Source organism: Vibrio sp. TMPB1044 (assembly GCF_030442075.1).
GTDB classification, from domain to species: Bacteria; Pseudomonadota; Gammaproteobacteria; order Enterobacterales; family Vibrionaceae; genus Vibrio; species Vibrio satsumensis.
In genome coordinates this window covers 383801-399574 of the sequence record NZ_JAUJED010000023.1, presented here as the reverse complement: position 1 = coordinate 399574, position 15774 = coordinate 383801, and the positions used below count along the sequence as shown (strand labels likewise).

Genomic DNA, 15774 nt, shown 5'->3' with positions numbered 1-15774 from the left:
ATCTTTATTAACTCTTCTTGTCCTTTATTGTTTATCTTTCGTGTACATCCCGTGTATTTCCATTTTGGAAATATACCATTGCATACATTTCACTAGTGGAAATCTAATGGCCAGATATAGAATAAGCCCATAACAATATCAAGGGTTTAATCATGAGCCACCAATCTGCTTCTCCACAACTTTCAGAGCAACAACAACGCTTTAGCAATATCATTTCAGATGCCAACCTGTCACCAAAACAGAAGTCGAGCTATCTTGCTCTAGAAGCTGAAGCTAGCCTGCCGTATATGTCGGTAAGCAATGAAGTAGAGCAAGCCTTACAACAAGGTGTGCTGTGTGACATGTTCGAAGGCCATGCACCATTTAAGCCGCGCTATGTGCTTCCCGATTATTCTAAATACTTACATCAAGGCTCAAAGTATTTAGAGCTTAGCGCGGCAACTAATTTCGATGAAGCATTGAACATGCTCACCATCCTCTACCACCACGTGCCATCCGTAACATCAATTCCGGTTTATTTAGGTCAGTTGGATGATGTGTTGATGCCTTTCGTTGGCGAGTTAACGGAAGGTCAGCTTTATCAAAAGCTTAAGCTGTTCTGGATCATGCTGGACCGCACGCTGCCAGATGCGTTTATGCATGTGAATATCGGGCCAACAGACAATGTTATCTGCCGTACTATTTTACGTGTAGATGCTGAACTCAAGCAGATTGCCCCTAACTTGACCTTTATGTATGACCCAGCCGTGACGCCTGATGATCTGCTGCGTCATGCGGCGAGCAACATCTGTGAATGCAGTAAGCCACACATTGCCAACTACCCAGCGCATGCTGCGGCTTATGGTGATAAACGATTTGGTATTGTGAGTTGCTACAACTCACTGCCTTTAGCTGGTGGTTCTAACACTTTAGTACGTATGAACCTTAAGCAGGTAGCATTGAAGTCTGAAGACAGTGCTGATTTTTTGCAGCAAGTGCTACCAAACTACAGCGCTGTCATGGTTGAGCTTATGAATGCGCGTAGCCGATTCTTACATGAAGAATCTAACTTTTTTGAGGGTTTCTTAACCCAAGAAGGCTTGATTGAAGAAGACCGTTTTGCGCCAATGTTCGGCATCTACGGTATGGCTGAAGCCGTGAACATCTTGATGGAGAAAGAAGGCCAAGCAGGACGCTATGGTCACGATGAACAGGCTAATCAGCTTGGCCATCGTATCTCTGAAAAGCTGGCTGAGATCGTTGAAAGCTCTGAAGTGAAGTATGGGTTAGAAGGTAAAGCTCTGCTGCATGCTCAAGGCGGTATTAGCTTAGATGAAGATGTGACGCCGGGTGTTCGTATTCCTTATGGTACCGAACCGGATCCAGTCTCTTACGTTCGTGCTACCGCTGGTCACCATAAGTTCTACACCTCGGGCATCAGTGACATTCTGACCATCGACGAAACAGTGAAATCTAACCCTGAAGCGATGTTCAACTTGTGTAAAGGTGCGATTCAAGCGGGTTACCGTGAGTTCACGGCTAACGTGGCATCAAACGATTTGGTTCGTGTGACGGGTTACATGATTAAGCTGTCTGACATTGCAAAATACGACGAGCAAGGCTCACGCACCAATACCACCTTCTTAGGTGCTGAAGCTGCGAAGAACACGGGCATACTAGAGCGTAAACCACGCGTGGTGAGCTTAGAGATGTCGCCGACATACGAATAGCTTTAACGTGCGTGCGTTATGTGTATGGTGCGTTTCGAATGCGAACAATGTGAATTATGAAAATTTCTGATCTAACAACTCAAATGGCTAGGGTTAAAAATAATAAGACAGAAAAACAAGCGAAGGTCAGCCGTGTGCTGACCTTTTCTTGTGTTGATGGCCCGGGAAACCGCTTAGTGCTGTTTCTTCAGGGCTGTAACTTTGACTGTATTACTTGCCACAACCCCCACACAATCAATCACTGTAACCATTGTGGTGACTGCGTTAGCGGCTGTCCTAGTGGCGCTTTGAGCAGTGTTGAAGGCAAAGTAAAATGGGATCCAGTTGCTTGCACCAATTGCGACCAATGCATCGATATCTGCGATCATAAATCGAGCCCGAAAATTACCACAATGACAGTCTCAGAGGTGCTTGAACTCGTTAGACATAATCAGTTTTTCTTAAGTGGCATTACTGTTTCTGGCGGTGAAGCGACCATGCAGTTGCCGTTTATCATCGAACTGTTTCAAGCGATTAAACGTGATCCGCAGTTAGCGTATCTCACGTGCTTTATTGATAGTAATGGCTCGCTGTCACTTCAAGGGTGGGGCAAGGTATTGCCTTATCTTGATGGCGCGATGATAGACCTAAAATCATGGCAATCGGAAACACATCAATGGTTAGTAGGCAGAGGTAATCATAGGGTGTTTGAGACCATCAAATACTTAGCTGATAAAGGGAGGTTACACGAGGTTAGGTTGCTGCATATACCGAACAAAAGCGACCTTGAGGACGAAATTGAACAGGTGGGGCGTTATTTAAAGGTGCTGCCAAGTGATGTTCGAATTCGACTCAATGCGTTTCAACATCACGGCGTGATTGGCGAAGCGCTAGATTGGCCGAAGTGTACAGAGCAACAAATGCAGAGCTTTTACGATAAGCTCTACGCCATAGTTCAAAGACCGATGCAAACCCCTGAGGTTTATACCTAATATCTTTAGATAATCAATTATGAAAAGACTTAGGTTTCTACTAAGAGCATTCAGTTTCCAAAAACAGGTCACACAACCATTTGATCGCCTGATCATTCATGTTCGGCTTGTTCCACACTAAGCTATAAGCCACTTTACCGTAATCAAAGGGAAGTGGCTTGCTCACTAAACCGTGCGCTTGTTTTGCATGTTCGGCCCACTGTTTAGAGCAGGTGAATAGGAAAGGGGTGTGATGACACAACACTGCCGCTGCGCCGAAATCCGCTACTGATATTGCCATCTCTCTTGGCTTATGGCATTGAACCAAGTTTTGCTCAAAATAAGGCTGAGACAGTTCGTTATCTAGAATTCCAATGTGCTTGTAATCTAAGTAGCCTTCAATCGTCAGCTCTTGCTGAGCAAGAGGGTGGTGTGCACCCATTAAACAAACCATCTCATCTGGAAGAATCGTCTCCCAAACCAGCTCTTTATTATCGGTCGGCGGTTGAGATATATCATGGGGTAATAAGATCAAGTTGACCTTGCCGCTGAGCAAAGCATCGAAGCCGAGCTGTTGCTTTGAATAGATGTTGAGTTTGGCTTTTGGCGCGAGTTTAGTGGTGATTTTGCTTATCTTAGACGCGAACACCTCGAAGGTACTTTCACGCATCGAAAGTGAAAAGCTGCCTTGATACTCATCAGGAGCAAAACTCTTCTGATGAAGCAATCCATTCATACTAGAAAGAATTGCGTGAACCGTTGGAGCGACTTGCAGTGCAAAGGGCGTTGGGATGAGCTTAGTACCATCTCGATAGAACAGCTCATCGTTAAGGATCTCACGAAGTTGAGACAGAGTCTTACTCACACTTGAAGGACTGACACAGAGCTGCTCAGAGGTTTGAGTCACGCTATGAGTGTTCAGCATAATATGCAGCGCAGTGAGGTGCTTAAGGCTCACCCTCGATAAGTGTAAGTAATCCATTTATGACTCACGTATTGAGATTGGCTTGTGATTTTGCATGAACGACAAAACCGAACAAGCCAAATTGTATAAAGGTTATTTACGAGCTAGCTTATGGTGCGCTCGTGAAAAGTGGCCTGCGCAAAATGCGCCTACGATTGATAGCTCACCCGCCAAACACAGTGCAGCACAAACTTCAGCGAGAGCTTGTGATTTACCGTTGCCATGCAAGCCAAGTAAATCTAAACAGGCTTTTTGACTTGGTAAGCCGGTACCACCGCCGACAGTCCCTACCATTAAGTTAGGCAGTGTCACGCTAGCGTATAAACCGCCTTCTTTGTTGAGTTCCATACGCGTCATACCAATCGCTGACTCAGCGACACAGGCCGCGTCTTGGCCGCAAGCGATATAAAGTGCCGCCAGCGCATTCGCATAATGAGCATTGATACCGATAGTACCACTCAAAGCGCCACCGACTGTGGTCATTTGACCAAATTGGACCATCTTCTCTGGCGTCGTATGTAGGTATTTCGCGACAAGCTCTGCAGGAATATTCACTTCTGCCGTTACCTTTTTACCACGAACGCTGCGTAAGGTTTGGGTATTGGCTTTCTTATCGCCTGACAAGTTGCCATCAAGGAACGCATGGTCGGGCTTCACTGGAGTATTTTCTATGATGTACTCAAATACAGCATTGGTAGCAATGGTCACCATGTTCTGACCAGAAGCGTCTCCGGTTAGAAATTCAAACACCAAGTAAACGTGGTTACCTTCGATGTTGATGTTGATGTCGGTAAGTTTGCCGTGCGAAGTTGTCGATTCTGCCAAGATCTTGAACTGGTCATACTGGGTAACTGCCCAAGCCACAAACTGTCCGGCTTCAACTAAGCCTTGGAATGCAAACCCAGGAGTGCGTGTTACCCCTTCATTGAGCAACATTGCACTTGCCCCACCACATGCGGTGATCAGTTTTGAGCCGCGGTTATAAGATGCGACAAGCGCTGCTTCGGTGGTTGCAAGTGGTACGAGGTAATCACCCGTAGCAAACAGGCCATTAACTCTTAGTGGGCCAGATACACCAACAGGGACTTTAACCGTGCCAATAAAGTGCTCAATGTTTTTCTCATAAGCTTGGATCTGGCTTTGTGTATGAGGGTCGAGCAGTTCTTGCTGTGAATCTGCATTATCGAGAGCTGTCCAACGACGTGTGAGATTCTTTTCTGTCAGGTAGGGGCTAGGTGTCAGCTTATTTGCTGGCTTTTCAAAATGAGGCTGAAGCTTTTTTTCTAATTCGTCTGCGGAGATGTCGCCTCCTAAAATAGAAACATAGTCACGGCGATGCAGATTTAGTTTTGGCATAAATAGTATGAAGTAAAGTTTGTGCAGCAAATTGGTTTGCGCTGATTCTACCGAGTAATAAACCAGAAACAAGCGCCTGATATAATGAGTTACAGTTTGTGTGGTTGTTGAAGCAAAAAGCAGCGAAGTTTCACGAAATATAGGCTGTATTTGAGTGAAATTTAGATATGAATGTCGAGAAGGCTACCGATAGCTTCGTTTTGACGATCAACCACACTCGCACCAATGCGGTTATAACTTGCGCTTTGTGTCAGTTTTATTAGGGCATCAGTTGAGGATGAAGTAGGCTCAGGTTCTTTGTCTTTAAACGAAATGGATTGCTCTGGCTCTATTTGATTAAAGCTGAAATCGCTAGTTTGGAAAGCGTCGTCGGATTCTAAGGAGTGTTTAGAGGCTTGATTAAGCTCGATTGCGGCTTCTTCAGCCATGTTGGTTGACTGCTGAATAATGGCGTAACCAGATTGAATACCAGATATCGACATAACAGAACCTTTTATTGACGTATGAAATGAGTCTAGGTGGACGATATTTTGAGCGCAATGGTGAACAGATGAAATTTACGGTGAAAATGTGAACTTAAGCTAAAATAGTGACGTCTGTCTATTAACTGAACAGGTCATTTAGTGCGTTTAACTCTTCATCAGTTAGCACAGAAGGTTGGTCTGTTTCAAGATTACCGTCGATCTCGCCTTGAAGCGCTTTCAATTGCTGTGGACTAAGAAGCTGTATTTGTTGCTTAAATGCTTCAAATTGCTGTGTATTCATATTGTGACCTTAGTTCAAATTTATATGCTCTATAGAGCATAGCCTACTGATACAGGAAATCAAACAAGATTAAGTGAATATTAAATGATGTTTGAAGTTTCCTAAAACTAGGACAACTATAAATTTATGTGGTCGTTTTTTGTCCGAGAAATGTTAGGCAAAGTTATGGCTTGGTCAATCAAAGTCAGAAAATTCCTACAATGTAAAATCTCTTTAACCCTTATGGAGTAAGGCTAAGCAAGTAGTTGCTCTATCAAGGTTGGGGTTTTGATAGAGCAATATATAAAAACATCTAGCGATCAATATCTGAGCAGTTTCTCTATCTTTTTGTTTTTACGGTATTTTGTTTGTTACTCAAGATACTTCCGTTTCAAACGGTTTATCTATCTTAACCTTAACCGCAAATTTGGTCGCTAAGGTATGCAGTTCTGGTAGCATTCTATAGATCAAATGTAGCTGCTGTAGGACCATTCTGACAGAGCTCTCATCTTCTTCACGCCATTCACTCAAACGTTTATCAAGCTCAGGGTCGTAAGCATTTTTCACTTCACATTGTTCTTGGTGGGAGTAGAGCTGATCATTTAGAGCATCTAGGTGCTCGTGTATTACTCTGTGTGCATCAAGAACTAGCTTATGCGTGGCTTCGTCATCGATACGCGTTCTGTGTGCTCCCAAAGCTGAGATATAGCTAAGTAGGGCATGATTGAGTGTTAGGAATCGGAAGCTCTCATCTTCAGATGTACGGTACTTGCCTGGCTCAACCAACATGCTACTGATCGCGGCAGTCAGATTTGCATCGTTATTGTGTGCACTACGACGAGCGATACGATAGTTGAGGCTGTCTTTCTTGCCTACGCGGTATTGGCCAATGATCTGAGCGAGATAGTTTTTATTGGAATCGAGCGCATCCGCCATTACTTTGTGCAGTCGCTTCGATTGCCAATCCGGCAATACATAAATGACAGCAAGTACGGCGAGGGCACAGCCAATAAAGGTATCCGCTAGTCTTGGTAGAACGACTGCGTAGCCTTCTCCTAACTGGTTAAAGCAGAAGAGCACAAGCAGTGTGATAAAACCGGTCGCGAAGCCGTAGTTATTGATTCTGAACGCAAAGAACATCACGCCACTGATCACAATGAACACCAACTGGCTCTCTTGGGAAGGGAAGAAAGTCAGTAGCGGTACGCCAATCAATAGGCCTGCAACCGTGCCTATAACACGGGCAGTTAGCTTTTGGCGGGTAGCGCTATAGTTAGGTTGGCAAACAAACAGTGTTGTTAGCAGGATCCAATAACCACGCTCAATATTAAACCCTTGGATGATTCCGTAGCCGAGTGTCAGCGTGATCGCCATACGAATCGCATGACGAAACAGCATGGAGTCGGTATGCAGGTTGGCTTTGATTTTATGCCACATTGCCGTCAACGTGTGTGGGTTTGTGTCGTCTAATACACCTTCTTCAATCTTCTCTGCATCTGGGTTACTGATATTTGAGAGCTGTTTTTCAACCGTTGCCAGGTTATTGAATAAGTAATCCAATTGGTTTAACAGCGATTTCCACTCGGGCTTGTTCTGTTGGTGTAGATGGTTAAGTGAAGACATAAGCTCATCAAGTGCCAGTACAGATTTATCACCATGTTGGTATTCCGCACCAACCTTTAATGAGCTCGCCACTTCTTTACAGGCTGTGGCTTGGGCTTCGAGTAGGTATTTAAAACGGAACAACACGTCAGAGCGTTCAAAGTGTTTTGCCAGCTCTTGATAGCGATAATGGCTTGAGCTTACGCGTTCATGAATATCTTGTGCGATGAAGTAAGTATTTAGGAATCGGTCACTTGGTCCATCAATGTGCCCGCGTTTAGAGCGATTAAGCAGCGTCGCTTTACACATGTTGAGTGCGTTAACAGTACTAGCGTTGAGCTTGGCTTCAATGATTCGGTGTGGTTGAGGAATTAAATCTGAAACGGGATAAAATAGTTCCGCTTTTGAATCAATGTAATTGCCGATTTGATCAAATACCGTAGCTAGGTTTTGCTGCACGGGCTGCATTGGCCATACTATCTGCCAAATCATCGACATAAAGTAGTACCAAGCGGCGCCAGTTAACAGTAGAAGCGGTTGAAACCAAAGGTTGGTGCTCTCGTGGGCACCGAGCATGGTATAGATAGCAACTAAGAGAGAACCAAACGCGATACTCGCGTATTTAGGGCCAATTGCCCCGAGTATGATAAAAGAGAAGGTTGAAACGAAAAGCCCTAACGCGAATAACCAAGGCGTATCGAAGAGAATCTCGATAGAGAAAGCCGCAACGGCGAAACAGATAAAGGTCAGTGTGAGTGCTTTTAAACGCCCAGTAAAGCTGTCATCACTTTCAGCAAGAGCCGCAGCAATAACACCTAAAATCAAAGGAGTGATCAGTGTGTTTTGTTCATAATACCAAGCAGGAACCACAACACCGAGCAGAGTGATGAGAATTAATACGCTGTAATTTATGGTTTTGTTCGCCCAATAGAGGCGTAATTTGGCTGAGAAGTCCACAGTTGCTCGCTTGACACACTAAAAACCATAATCCTAACAGAAATCAAGCACAAGAATTTGATACTTATCCATAATTGCCCTTAGGTGGTCATGAATGCGTCGATAAGATGTGAGATATTATTAATTCTCATTGCATCATGATATAAATTCAATATTCCTAATTAAGAGCACACTCCAATGCAGCTAAGCGCTAACAAGACTGCACAATTTTTTATTCAAAATGAATATCATCAGGTTGAACTTGATGGCCCACGCTTGCTGTTATCTTCAGTAGGCAGTGAAGAGCGTATTCCGTTTACTATTTGGAGTGGCAAGATCGCGATCAAACGCGGATTGTTTTGGGGATCGCTGCAATTCTTTGCTAATCAACAAGATGGAAAACAGCGCAGTTGGTTGGTACAAGGCCTACCTTGGGATCAATGTCGTCAATTTGCACGTGCGTCAGTTGCCGCTTATCAGAAGTGGCATGACACCCAATGTGAACAATTGGCTGAACACGTTCCTCAATGGGAAGCTGAATTAACTCGTTTAGAGCAATTGCCAGCTTTCCTACCGCATTCTAAGGTCAACACTTGGGTCGATATGGTCAACGCTGGTTTAGAAAGCATGACTATGACTCTGGATGAAGCCGCGCAGCGTATGCCAAACCGTATCGCGAGAATGCAGCCATGGTTATCTGAAACGGAAATCAAGCAAGCTGAAAGAAACCAGCAATGGCTAGAGACCGAGCGAAAAAACTGGGAAGTGTTGTTTGCACAATGTGAATCGTCACCACTAAACTTATCACAGCAATATGCGGTGTTGATGAATGATGATCACAACCTTATTTTAGCAGGCGCAGGCTCGGGTAAAACCAGTGTTCTGACGGCTCGCGTCGCGTATTTACTGCAAAGCCATCAAGCTCAAGCTGAAGAGTTGTTATTGCTCGCCTTTGGTCGAGAAGCAGCTGAAGAGATGAAGCAGCGCCTCGATAGTAAAATTGGTTTATCAGCAGAGAAGGTACAAGTCAGCACCTTCCACCAGTTGGGTTTAAAGATCCTCAATCAGGTAGAGCCTGAACGCGTGGTTATTTCTCCGTTAGCACTTGATGATAACCAACGTCAGGCGTGGTGTATTGATTGGTTGAAAAAGCACTGGATGACGCCGACTAACTTCAAACGTTGGCAGAAGCACTTGTCTAAATGGCCAATTGCTTACTTAACCGGTGACGATGAGCTAGGTAGTCATGTTTCAAACCTCAAACTGATTGGTTGGCTTGAAAAGCAGCTTGAACAGTTGAATGCATCGGGTTTATCGAAGAAAGAAGTACAACAACAGCTGATTGATCACCGAGACTATACGCGCCTCAACAGCGAGCTTTCACTGTGTTGGCCATGTGTGACGGCTTGGCAAAAAGAACTGAAAGAACAGAATCATATCGACTTCTCAATCATGATCAGTCGAGCGACTCAGTATGTCGAGAAAGGCAAATTTATTTCTCCTTGGAAATTCATCATGATCGATGAGTACCAAGACATCTCTCCAGATCGCCTTGCCTTGGTTGAAGCACTTTGTAATCAGTCGAAAGCTGAGCATCAAGCCTCTATTTTTGCGGTAGGCGATGACTGGCAGTCTATTTATCAGTTTGCGGGGGCGGATGTTGATTTGACCACCGGCTTTAAAGGTCGATTTGAAAGCTCGACCATTCATCACCTCGATACCACTTACCGCTTTAACAATCAGTTAGGTGCGGTTGCCAATCGCTTTGTACAAGAAAACCCGATTCAGATTCCGAAAGAACTTAACAGCTTCAAGCAACAGAAACAGAAGGCGGTGTACAGTGCGCCAAGCAAAGAAGTTGAGAAGATCCTTGATCAATTGAACCGCCAAGCTAAAGGCAAAACCAACAAGTCTGTGCTGCTACTTGGACGTAACCATTACCACAAACCAGAGTTGTTGGAAGACTGGAAGAAGATCTTCACCTCCATTGATATCAAGTTCATGACTTGCCACGGCAGTAAAGGTAAAGAGGCGGACTTTGTCATTATTCTTTGTGTTGACGAAGGACAGTTCCCGACCAAGAAGAAACAGCTGCATATTGATGGCGCATTGACCGAATCATCAGACGCGTTCCCTTATGCGGAAGAGCGTCGTTTGTTTTACGTAGCAATGACGCGAGCGAAAGAGAAAGTGTGGATTACGCACAGTGGCGACGGGTCTGGCTTTGTGCAAGAGCTGCATGGTTCTGATTACCAAGTGGTTCGTAAGAAGTAACCGCTTAGATTAGGTGTCGACTAAGGGCTCAAGTTGCTTTCGCTGTATTTTATTCGCAGACATAAAGTAGAAGGACATACATATGGAACATGGCTCAATCAATTACATCGAATTTGCCGCGAAGGATATCGCAGCGACCAAGGCGTTTTTCAGCCAAGTGTTTGCTTGGAAATTTGAAGATTATGGGCCTGAGTATTCTGCTTTTGAAGGGAAAGGCTTAATGGGCGGCTTCTATTTAGCAGATCTGGCGTCGAATACAGATAACGGCGCTGCGCTGATGGTTTTCTATAGCGAAGATCTTGAGCAAACTGAGCGCGATGTGATCGATGCTGGTGGTCAGATAAACCGCGAGGTCTTTAGCTTTCCCGGTGGCAGACGTTTCCATTTTAGAGAGCCAAGTGGCAACGAAATGGCGGTGTGGAGTGACAAATAGCCTTTACTAAGAATTTCTATATTTAGATAAACAAAAGCCTGCGATTAAGCAGGCTTTTTAGTCTGTTCAGTAGAGATAACATTTAACGTGCGATTACGTGCGCTCAGCTAGGTACGCTTCGTAGTCAGGGATCTCAATGATCACTTCTTCTTCAAGCAGTGAAGAGTTAAACAGAAAGTTTGCTGTAGCGCGGTTAGTCGCTACAGGAATGTTCCAAACACTTGCGATACGAAGCAGTGCTTTTACGTCCGGGTCGTGTGGAACGGCATTCAGTGGATCCCAGAAGAAAATCAGCATATCGATTTTGCCTTCTGAAATAAGCGCGCCAAGCTGTTGGTCACCACCCATAGGGCCGCTGATCATGCTCTTAATCGCTAAGCCTGTCTCTTTACTCAGTAGAGAACCCGTAGTGCCCGTTGCATAAAGGAAATGTTTTTGTAGTTTTTCTTTGTTCTCTTTGACCCATCTTAGTAGCTCAGGTTTGAAATGGTCATGAGCGACCAAAGCGATATTCTTATGCGTTGGCATAGTACGCGTCGTTTTTTGCATGAATGTTCCCTAAATTATTGTTTCGTTTTTATTGTTTTGAGTTCTTCAGCCAATATAGCACTATGGATTCACACTGAATACCGGTCGAAACTCAGAAGGTGACAATGAGTCGGCGATAATTTGATCTTTGAGTGTTGCCGGTGTTAGCGTTTCGATAGTTGGTGCGTTATGTTCTTCATAAGGTTGTCCGCGCAAGTAATTCGCGGCTTGTTTTACCGATAGGCGACCTTGCTCAACCATTTTATCTGTTGGCGCAAAAAGAACCTTGTTACGAAGTAAGCCACGGTAAGTTCCGTGACTTAAGTAACTCGAAACCAATCCAATTTCTTTGGTTTTACCTGCCGCTCTCAGCTCACTTATCGCGGCTTCAATAGCAACAGCGCTTCCAACAATATATTGAATATCCGGTTGCTCAATGACTTGCTGTACTAAGTTTCTTTGTAGTTCTTTATCGTTATCTGCCCAATAGCTGATCGCGATTTTGATATCGCTCGACTTGATAGCATCATAAAAGCCAAGTGCAACAGGCTTAGTGCCACCACTTGCTTGTGGGCCAAGTAACAGGGCGATAGGTGTTTCTCCTGACCCTTTAGGGTGTCTCTTCGACAAAAATTCTCCGACTTTGAACCCCATTTGATACCAATCGACTCCGACTGTGCCTTTCAATACCTTCTGTTGCTCTTCATTGATGGTTAACTCATTAACGGTCGCAAACACAGGGGTAGAGCCAACCCAATCTGTAAGATTGTCGTGATAAGCATTAGGCGAAACTGTGCCTAAAATAATGGCATCTGCTCCCCATTGTGTGCAAAGCACCAGTTGTGAGGCTTGTTTGGCCACGTTAGGGTAACCACCAGCTTCCAAAACTCGGAGTTCGACTTGCTGCTTTGCTGCTTCTGAGACCATGCCGTAGTTGACAGATAACCAGTAAGAGTCTTTTAAGTGCGGATAAATGGCGCAAATTTTCTCTTTGTGTGATGTGGCCTCTGCGGGTTTGATTGGGCTTAAAGGCTCGCTAGCACTTGCAACAGTGGTCACTGAGGCCAGTAGTGAGACAAGAATTTTTGAAGTGAAAGGTCTAGATAGCATGAATTGCCGTTTTATTGGTTTTAGATAAGAAACACTGCAAAATATAGCGTATTCTGCAGGGGTAAAGAAGAACGTTTTAAGGTTTAGAGTTTATGTTGTTAGCTTCAGCGAGTATTGGACGCAAGCTGCTGGCCTCATTCTTAGTGATGGCACTGTTGGTTCTATTGTCTGCATTGATCGGTGTTTCTGGTTTTAGCTTTGTAGCAAAAACGGAAAGAAACGTCGTTGATTCGGCGCTTCCTGCCATGATCGAAGCTCGCCAGGTTTCTGAGTTGAGTAATCGTATTATTTCATCGGTACAAACGCTTTCTAATGCGAGAAACGAGGCTGAGCGAAAAGAGGCTGGAACGGTATTGTTCGACCAACTTGAGTCGCTTCTTCAGCACATCAAAGAGCTTGGCGTCGACAGCTTCGATTCTCAACTCCTCAATAAACTCGAAAACAATGTCCAAAGTGTTATTAATACACTGGCTGAGTTGGGGGTGTCGGTTGAACGTAAGCTTTGGTTAAGCAAAGAGTTGTCGTCTCGTGTTGAAGAGATGCGCCTACTTGCCGAAGAGCTAGAACAGCTGACGCGAACCCAAGTTTTGAACACGGCGACCATTGCAGTTGCTAACGTAACGCACATTTACGACCTGCTAGAAACCAAAGAAACGGATAAAGCCTACCAAGCCCTAGATGCGCTTGTTGAGGTTGACCTTGATTTGTCTGAACGCCTACACGAATTGCATTTGCTGGCGTTTAAAATGCTTAATCAAATTGAAGAAACACAGACAGTTACCAATGTTGAGCGTATTCATCAAATCCAATCTGAATTTGAATCCAACCTAAGAATCATGGCACGTCGCGTTAAAGCGGTCGAAGATCCTACTCGTTCAGCGCAGATGTCTCAGCTTCTTGAAGAGCTAAGAAAACGCCAAGTCGTGTTTGATATTTCGTTAGAACAATATGAGAACACCAAGAAGTCAGAGTTTCTGATGCAAAACACGCTGGAGTTGTTCTCTCAGCTGAATACAACGGTTAACCAACTGGTTGATGATTCAAACCGAAGCACCAAAGAAGCGGTTGATGAGTTGACCAGTACACTGAATCTGGCTCAATGGTCGCTGTCTGTGATTTCGGTTATTGGTTTGGTAATCGTCGCATTTATCGTGTGGCGAGTGGTGTATATCTCGGTTGTTAAACGTCTTACTGAATACTCATCGGCTTTGATGTCTATCGCACAAGGTCGCCTGAATATTGATATCTCGGTTAAGGGTAATGATGAGTTGGCTCATATGGGCGAGGCGATCATTACCGCCAGAAACACCGCGCAGGCACTGCAAGTGGTCGCGGTGGGCGAAGCAAAAGCGAAACGCGAGCTTGAAGAGCACAAAGAGCATCTCGAAGAGTTGATTACTGATCGAACTTATCAACTGCAAAAAACCAATGAAAAGTTGAATATCGAGGTGGGCAATCACGCTAAAGCCCGCAACGCGGCAGAACAAGCAAGCCGAGCGAAATCCGCTTTCCTTGCGACGATGAGTCATGAAATACGAACGCCGATGAACGGTGTGTTAGGGACCGCAAGATTGCTCAAAGATACAGGGTTAGACCCTCTGCAATCAGGCTATGCTGACATCATTAACCGCAGCGGTAAGAACTTACTGGCGATTTTGAATGACGTGTTGGATTACTCCAAGATAGAAGCGGGGCATTTAGAGATACGCACGGCTTCCTTTGACCTTCATCAGATGGTTCAAGACACCTACCAGCTAATGGAAGGACGAGCCGCCGAGAAGAAGCTAAATTTTGATTTCCATATCGAAAGTGACGTGCAACGTTATTGGCGAGGCGACGTAACACGAATTAGCCAAATCTTAAATAACTTGGTCGGCAATGCGATTAAGTTTACTGAAAGTGGCTCGGTCGATATCTTCATTAGCTTAGATGTCGAAGATCAAAATCGAGTGATGTTTGAAGTGTCTGATACTGGTGTCGGAATTGATGCAAGCGAGCAAGCTTGTCTGTTTGACGCTTTTACCCAAACCGATAGCGGTCGTAACAAAACGGGTGGTACTGGACTCGGGTTAGCGATCAGCAAAAGTATTATGCTGGCAATGAATGGGGATATTGGTGTTCATTCTGAAGAAGGCGAGGGAAGCCAGTTCTGGTTCTCACTGCCACTTGAAGCCGGTGAGATGATAGAAACGAAAGTACCGGTCATTGAAGCGTGTATTCGAGCGCAAGTACTTCTAATTGAAGACAATCCGGTGAACTGCATTGTTGCCGAAGGCTTTTTGAATAACTTAGGCCATGATGTTGTGATAGCGACAACCGGGCAAGAAGCGAGAGCCATATTCAGTGAACAAGAGTTTGATATTGCATTGGTAGACATTAACTTACCAGATTGCGATGGGGTTGAGTTAATTCAACAACTTAAAGATGATGCGCTCCAGCATGTGCAAAGTGCCACCCGCAAAGTTCCACCTATGATTGCAGTATCAGCTCACGTATTCAAAGAGGAAGTCGAGAGCTATTTAGCATCAGGATTTGATGGTTTCCTACCTAAGCCACTTGAAAAAGAAGCACTTTCTCAGCTCATCGTTGCTCAACTTGATGGTAAAACACTATTGTTGCCACAGCCCGATCCAAATGATGCTGTTTGTAAGCAAAACGGTAACCGTATTATTACGAGCAACTATGATGAACTGCATTCGGCACAGGTGGCTGATGTTTTGGCAAAACACGCGACGACAACTGACGCTCAAGATGAAGGGGATGCTCCGGTGAAACTGATTGATTCAAAAGTGATCGAGGGTGACCTATCGATCCTTGGGTTAGAGAAAATGAAGCAAATCGTTGTGCTTTTCGAGGAGAGCAGCAACCTTACCTTGAATGAATTAGTCGAGGCGAGTGAAGCCGATAATGGACGAGAAGTGAAGTCTTTAGCGCACAAGCTTAAAGGATCTGCGGGTAGCTTGGGTTTATCAGCACTGTACAGTTTGTGTCAGAGCATTGAAGCAAGCGAAGATCCATTATTGCAGTATAGAGATAACGACCAAGCTTTGTCTGAATTGGTAAAAGGCTCGTTGGAGGCTCTTCTCCCTTATGTTTCTGCGTAATGGTATGAGTTTGTTTTAAACAATACCTAAGCTGCACACCAACAAAAAATCCTCTGTACGAATA

12 protein-coding genes are annotated in these 15774 nt (G+C 44.6%); 5 read left to right on the top strand and 7 right to left on the bottom strand.

The window, feature by feature from the left end; genetic code table 11:
- Positions 1 to 152 precede the first annotated feature (152 nt).
- Entirely contained in the window at positions 153 to 1709 is a 1557-nt protein-coding gene (locus tag QQ041_RS17640; protein WP_285954636.1) for a YjjI family glycine radical enzyme, read from the top strand.
- Positions 1710 to 1765: 56 nt separating this feature from the next.
- Entirely contained in the window at positions 1766 to 2680 is a 915-nt protein-coding gene (locus QQ041_RS17635; RefSeq protein WP_285954635.1) for a YjjW family glycine radical enzyme activase, read from the top strand.
- Positions 2681 to 2720: 40 nt separating this feature from the next.
- Here QQ041_RS17635 and QQ041_RS17630 read toward each other — a convergent pair whose 3' ends face one another.
- The 5 genes from QQ041_RS17630 to yccS form a co-directional block, all read right to left on the bottom strand.
- The gene (locus QQ041_RS17630) at positions 2721 to 3641 is read right to left on the bottom strand and encodes a LysR family transcriptional regulator (RefSeq protein ID WP_285954634.1); all 921 of its coding nucleotides are present in this window, start codon (positions 3639 to 3641) and stop codon (positions 2721 to 2723) included.
- A 75-nt stretch (positions 3642 to 3716) separates the two neighbouring features.
- Positions 3717 to 4979: a hydroxymethylglutaryl-CoA reductase gene (locus QQ041_RS17625; RefSeq protein ID WP_146490118.1), complete on the bottom strand. Its 1263-nt coding sequence runs from the start codon at positions 4977 to 4979 to the stop codon at positions 3717 to 3719.
- A gap of 161 nt (positions 4980 to 5140) precedes the next feature.
- Positions 5141 to 5461, bottom strand: a complete 321-nt coding sequence (locus QQ041_RS17620) for a hypothetical protein (protein WP_060981525.1) — start codon at positions 5459 to 5461, stop codon at positions 5141 to 5143.
- 121 nt (positions 5462 to 5582) lie between these two features.
- The gene (locus tag QQ041_RS17615; protein ID WP_179946897.1) at positions 5583 to 5744 is read right to left on the bottom strand and encodes a hypothetical protein; all 162 of its coding nucleotides are present in this window, start codon (positions 5742 to 5744) and stop codon (positions 5583 to 5585) included.
- Between the two features lie 354 nt (positions 5745 to 6098).
- Positions 6099 to 8282 carry a YccS family putative transporter gene (yccS, locus tag QQ041_RS17610; RefSeq protein WP_052880058.1) on the bottom strand — a complete coding sequence of 728 codons (2184 nt, stop codon included), beginning with the start codon at positions 8280 to 8282 and terminating at the stop codon, positions 6099 to 6101.
- A 177-nt stretch (positions 8283 to 8459) separates the two neighbouring features.
- Here yccS and helD point away from each other — a divergent pair, with 177 nt between their 5' ends.
- Complete coding sequence (gene helD, locus QQ041_RS17605) at positions 8460 to 10535, top strand: DNA helicase IV (RefSeq protein WP_285954633.1); 2076 nt, start codon at positions 8460 to 8462, stop codon at positions 10533 to 10535.
- 82 nt (positions 10536 to 10617) lie between these two features.
- Positions 10618 to 10968, top strand: coding sequence for a VOC family protein (locus QQ041_RS17600; RefSeq protein ID WP_146490120.1), 351 nt, complete (start codon positions 10618 to 10620; stop codon positions 10966 to 10968).
- A 93-nt stretch (positions 10969 to 11061) separates the two neighbouring features.
- On the opposite strand, the gene QQ041_RS17595 is transcribed toward QQ041_RS17600, so the two are convergent.
- Both QQ041_RS17595 and torT read right to left on the bottom strand, forming a co-directional pair.
- Positions 11062 to 11517: a methylglyoxal synthase gene (locus tag QQ041_RS17595; protein WP_052880060.1), complete on the bottom strand. Its 456-nt coding sequence runs from the start codon at positions 11515 to 11517 to the stop codon at positions 11062 to 11064.
- Positions 11518 to 11577: 60 nt separating this feature from the next.
- Positions 11578 to 12606, bottom strand: a complete 1029-nt coding sequence (torT, locus tag QQ041_RS17590) for a TMAO reductase system periplasmic protein TorT (RefSeq protein ID WP_285954632.1) — start codon at positions 12604 to 12606, stop codon at positions 11578 to 11580.
- A 92-nt stretch (positions 12607 to 12698) separates the two neighbouring features.
- On the opposite strand from torT, the gene torS reads away from it, so the two are divergent.
- Positions 12699 to 15710: a TMAO reductase system sensor histidine kinase/response regulator TorS gene (gene torS, locus QQ041_RS17585; RefSeq protein WP_285954631.1), complete on the top strand. Its 3012-nt coding sequence runs from the start codon at positions 12699 to 12701 to the stop codon at positions 15708 to 15710.
- Positions 15711 to 15774: the final 64 nt, after the last annotated feature.

Coding starts and splice junctions, on each gene's coding strand:
- QQ041_RS17640 (WP_285954636.1), top strand. CDS start 153: ATGAGCCACCAATCTGCTTCTCCACAACTTTCAGAGCAACAACAACGC.
- QQ041_RS17635 (WP_285954635.1), top strand. CDS start 1,766: ATGAAAATTTCTGATCTAACAACTCAAATGGCTAGGGTTAAAAATAAT.
- QQ041_RS17630 (WP_285954634.1), bottom strand. CDS start 3,641: ATGGATTACTTACACTTATCGAGGGTGAGCCTTAAGCACCTCACTGCG.
- QQ041_RS17625 (WP_146490118.1), bottom strand. CDS start 4,979: ATGCCAAAACTAAATCTGCATCGCCGTGACTATGTTTCTATTTTAGGA.
- QQ041_RS17620 (WP_060981525.1), bottom strand. CDS start 5,461: ATGTCGATATCTGGTATTCAATCTGGTTACGCCATTATTCAGCAGTCA.
- QQ041_RS17615 (WP_179946897.1), bottom strand. CDS start 5,744: ATGAATACACAGCAATTTGAAGCATTTAAGCAACAAATACAGCTTCTT.
- helD (WP_285954633.1), top strand. CDS start 8,460: ATGCAGCTAAGCGCTAACAAGACTGCACAATTTTTTATTCAAAATGAA.
- QQ041_RS17600 (WP_146490120.1), top strand. CDS start 10,618: ATGGAACATGGCTCAATCAATTACATCGAATTTGCCGCGAAGGATATC.
- QQ041_RS17595 (WP_052880060.1), bottom strand. CDS start 11,517: ATGCAAAAAACGACGCGTACTATGCCAACGCATAAGAATATCGCTTTG.
- torT (WP_285954632.1), bottom strand. CDS start 12,606: ATGCTATCTAGACCTTTCACTTCAAAAATTCTTGTCTCACTACTGGCC.
- torS (WP_285954631.1), top strand. CDS start 12,699: ATGTTGTTAGCTTCAGCGAGTATTGGACGCAAGCTGCTGGCCTCATTC.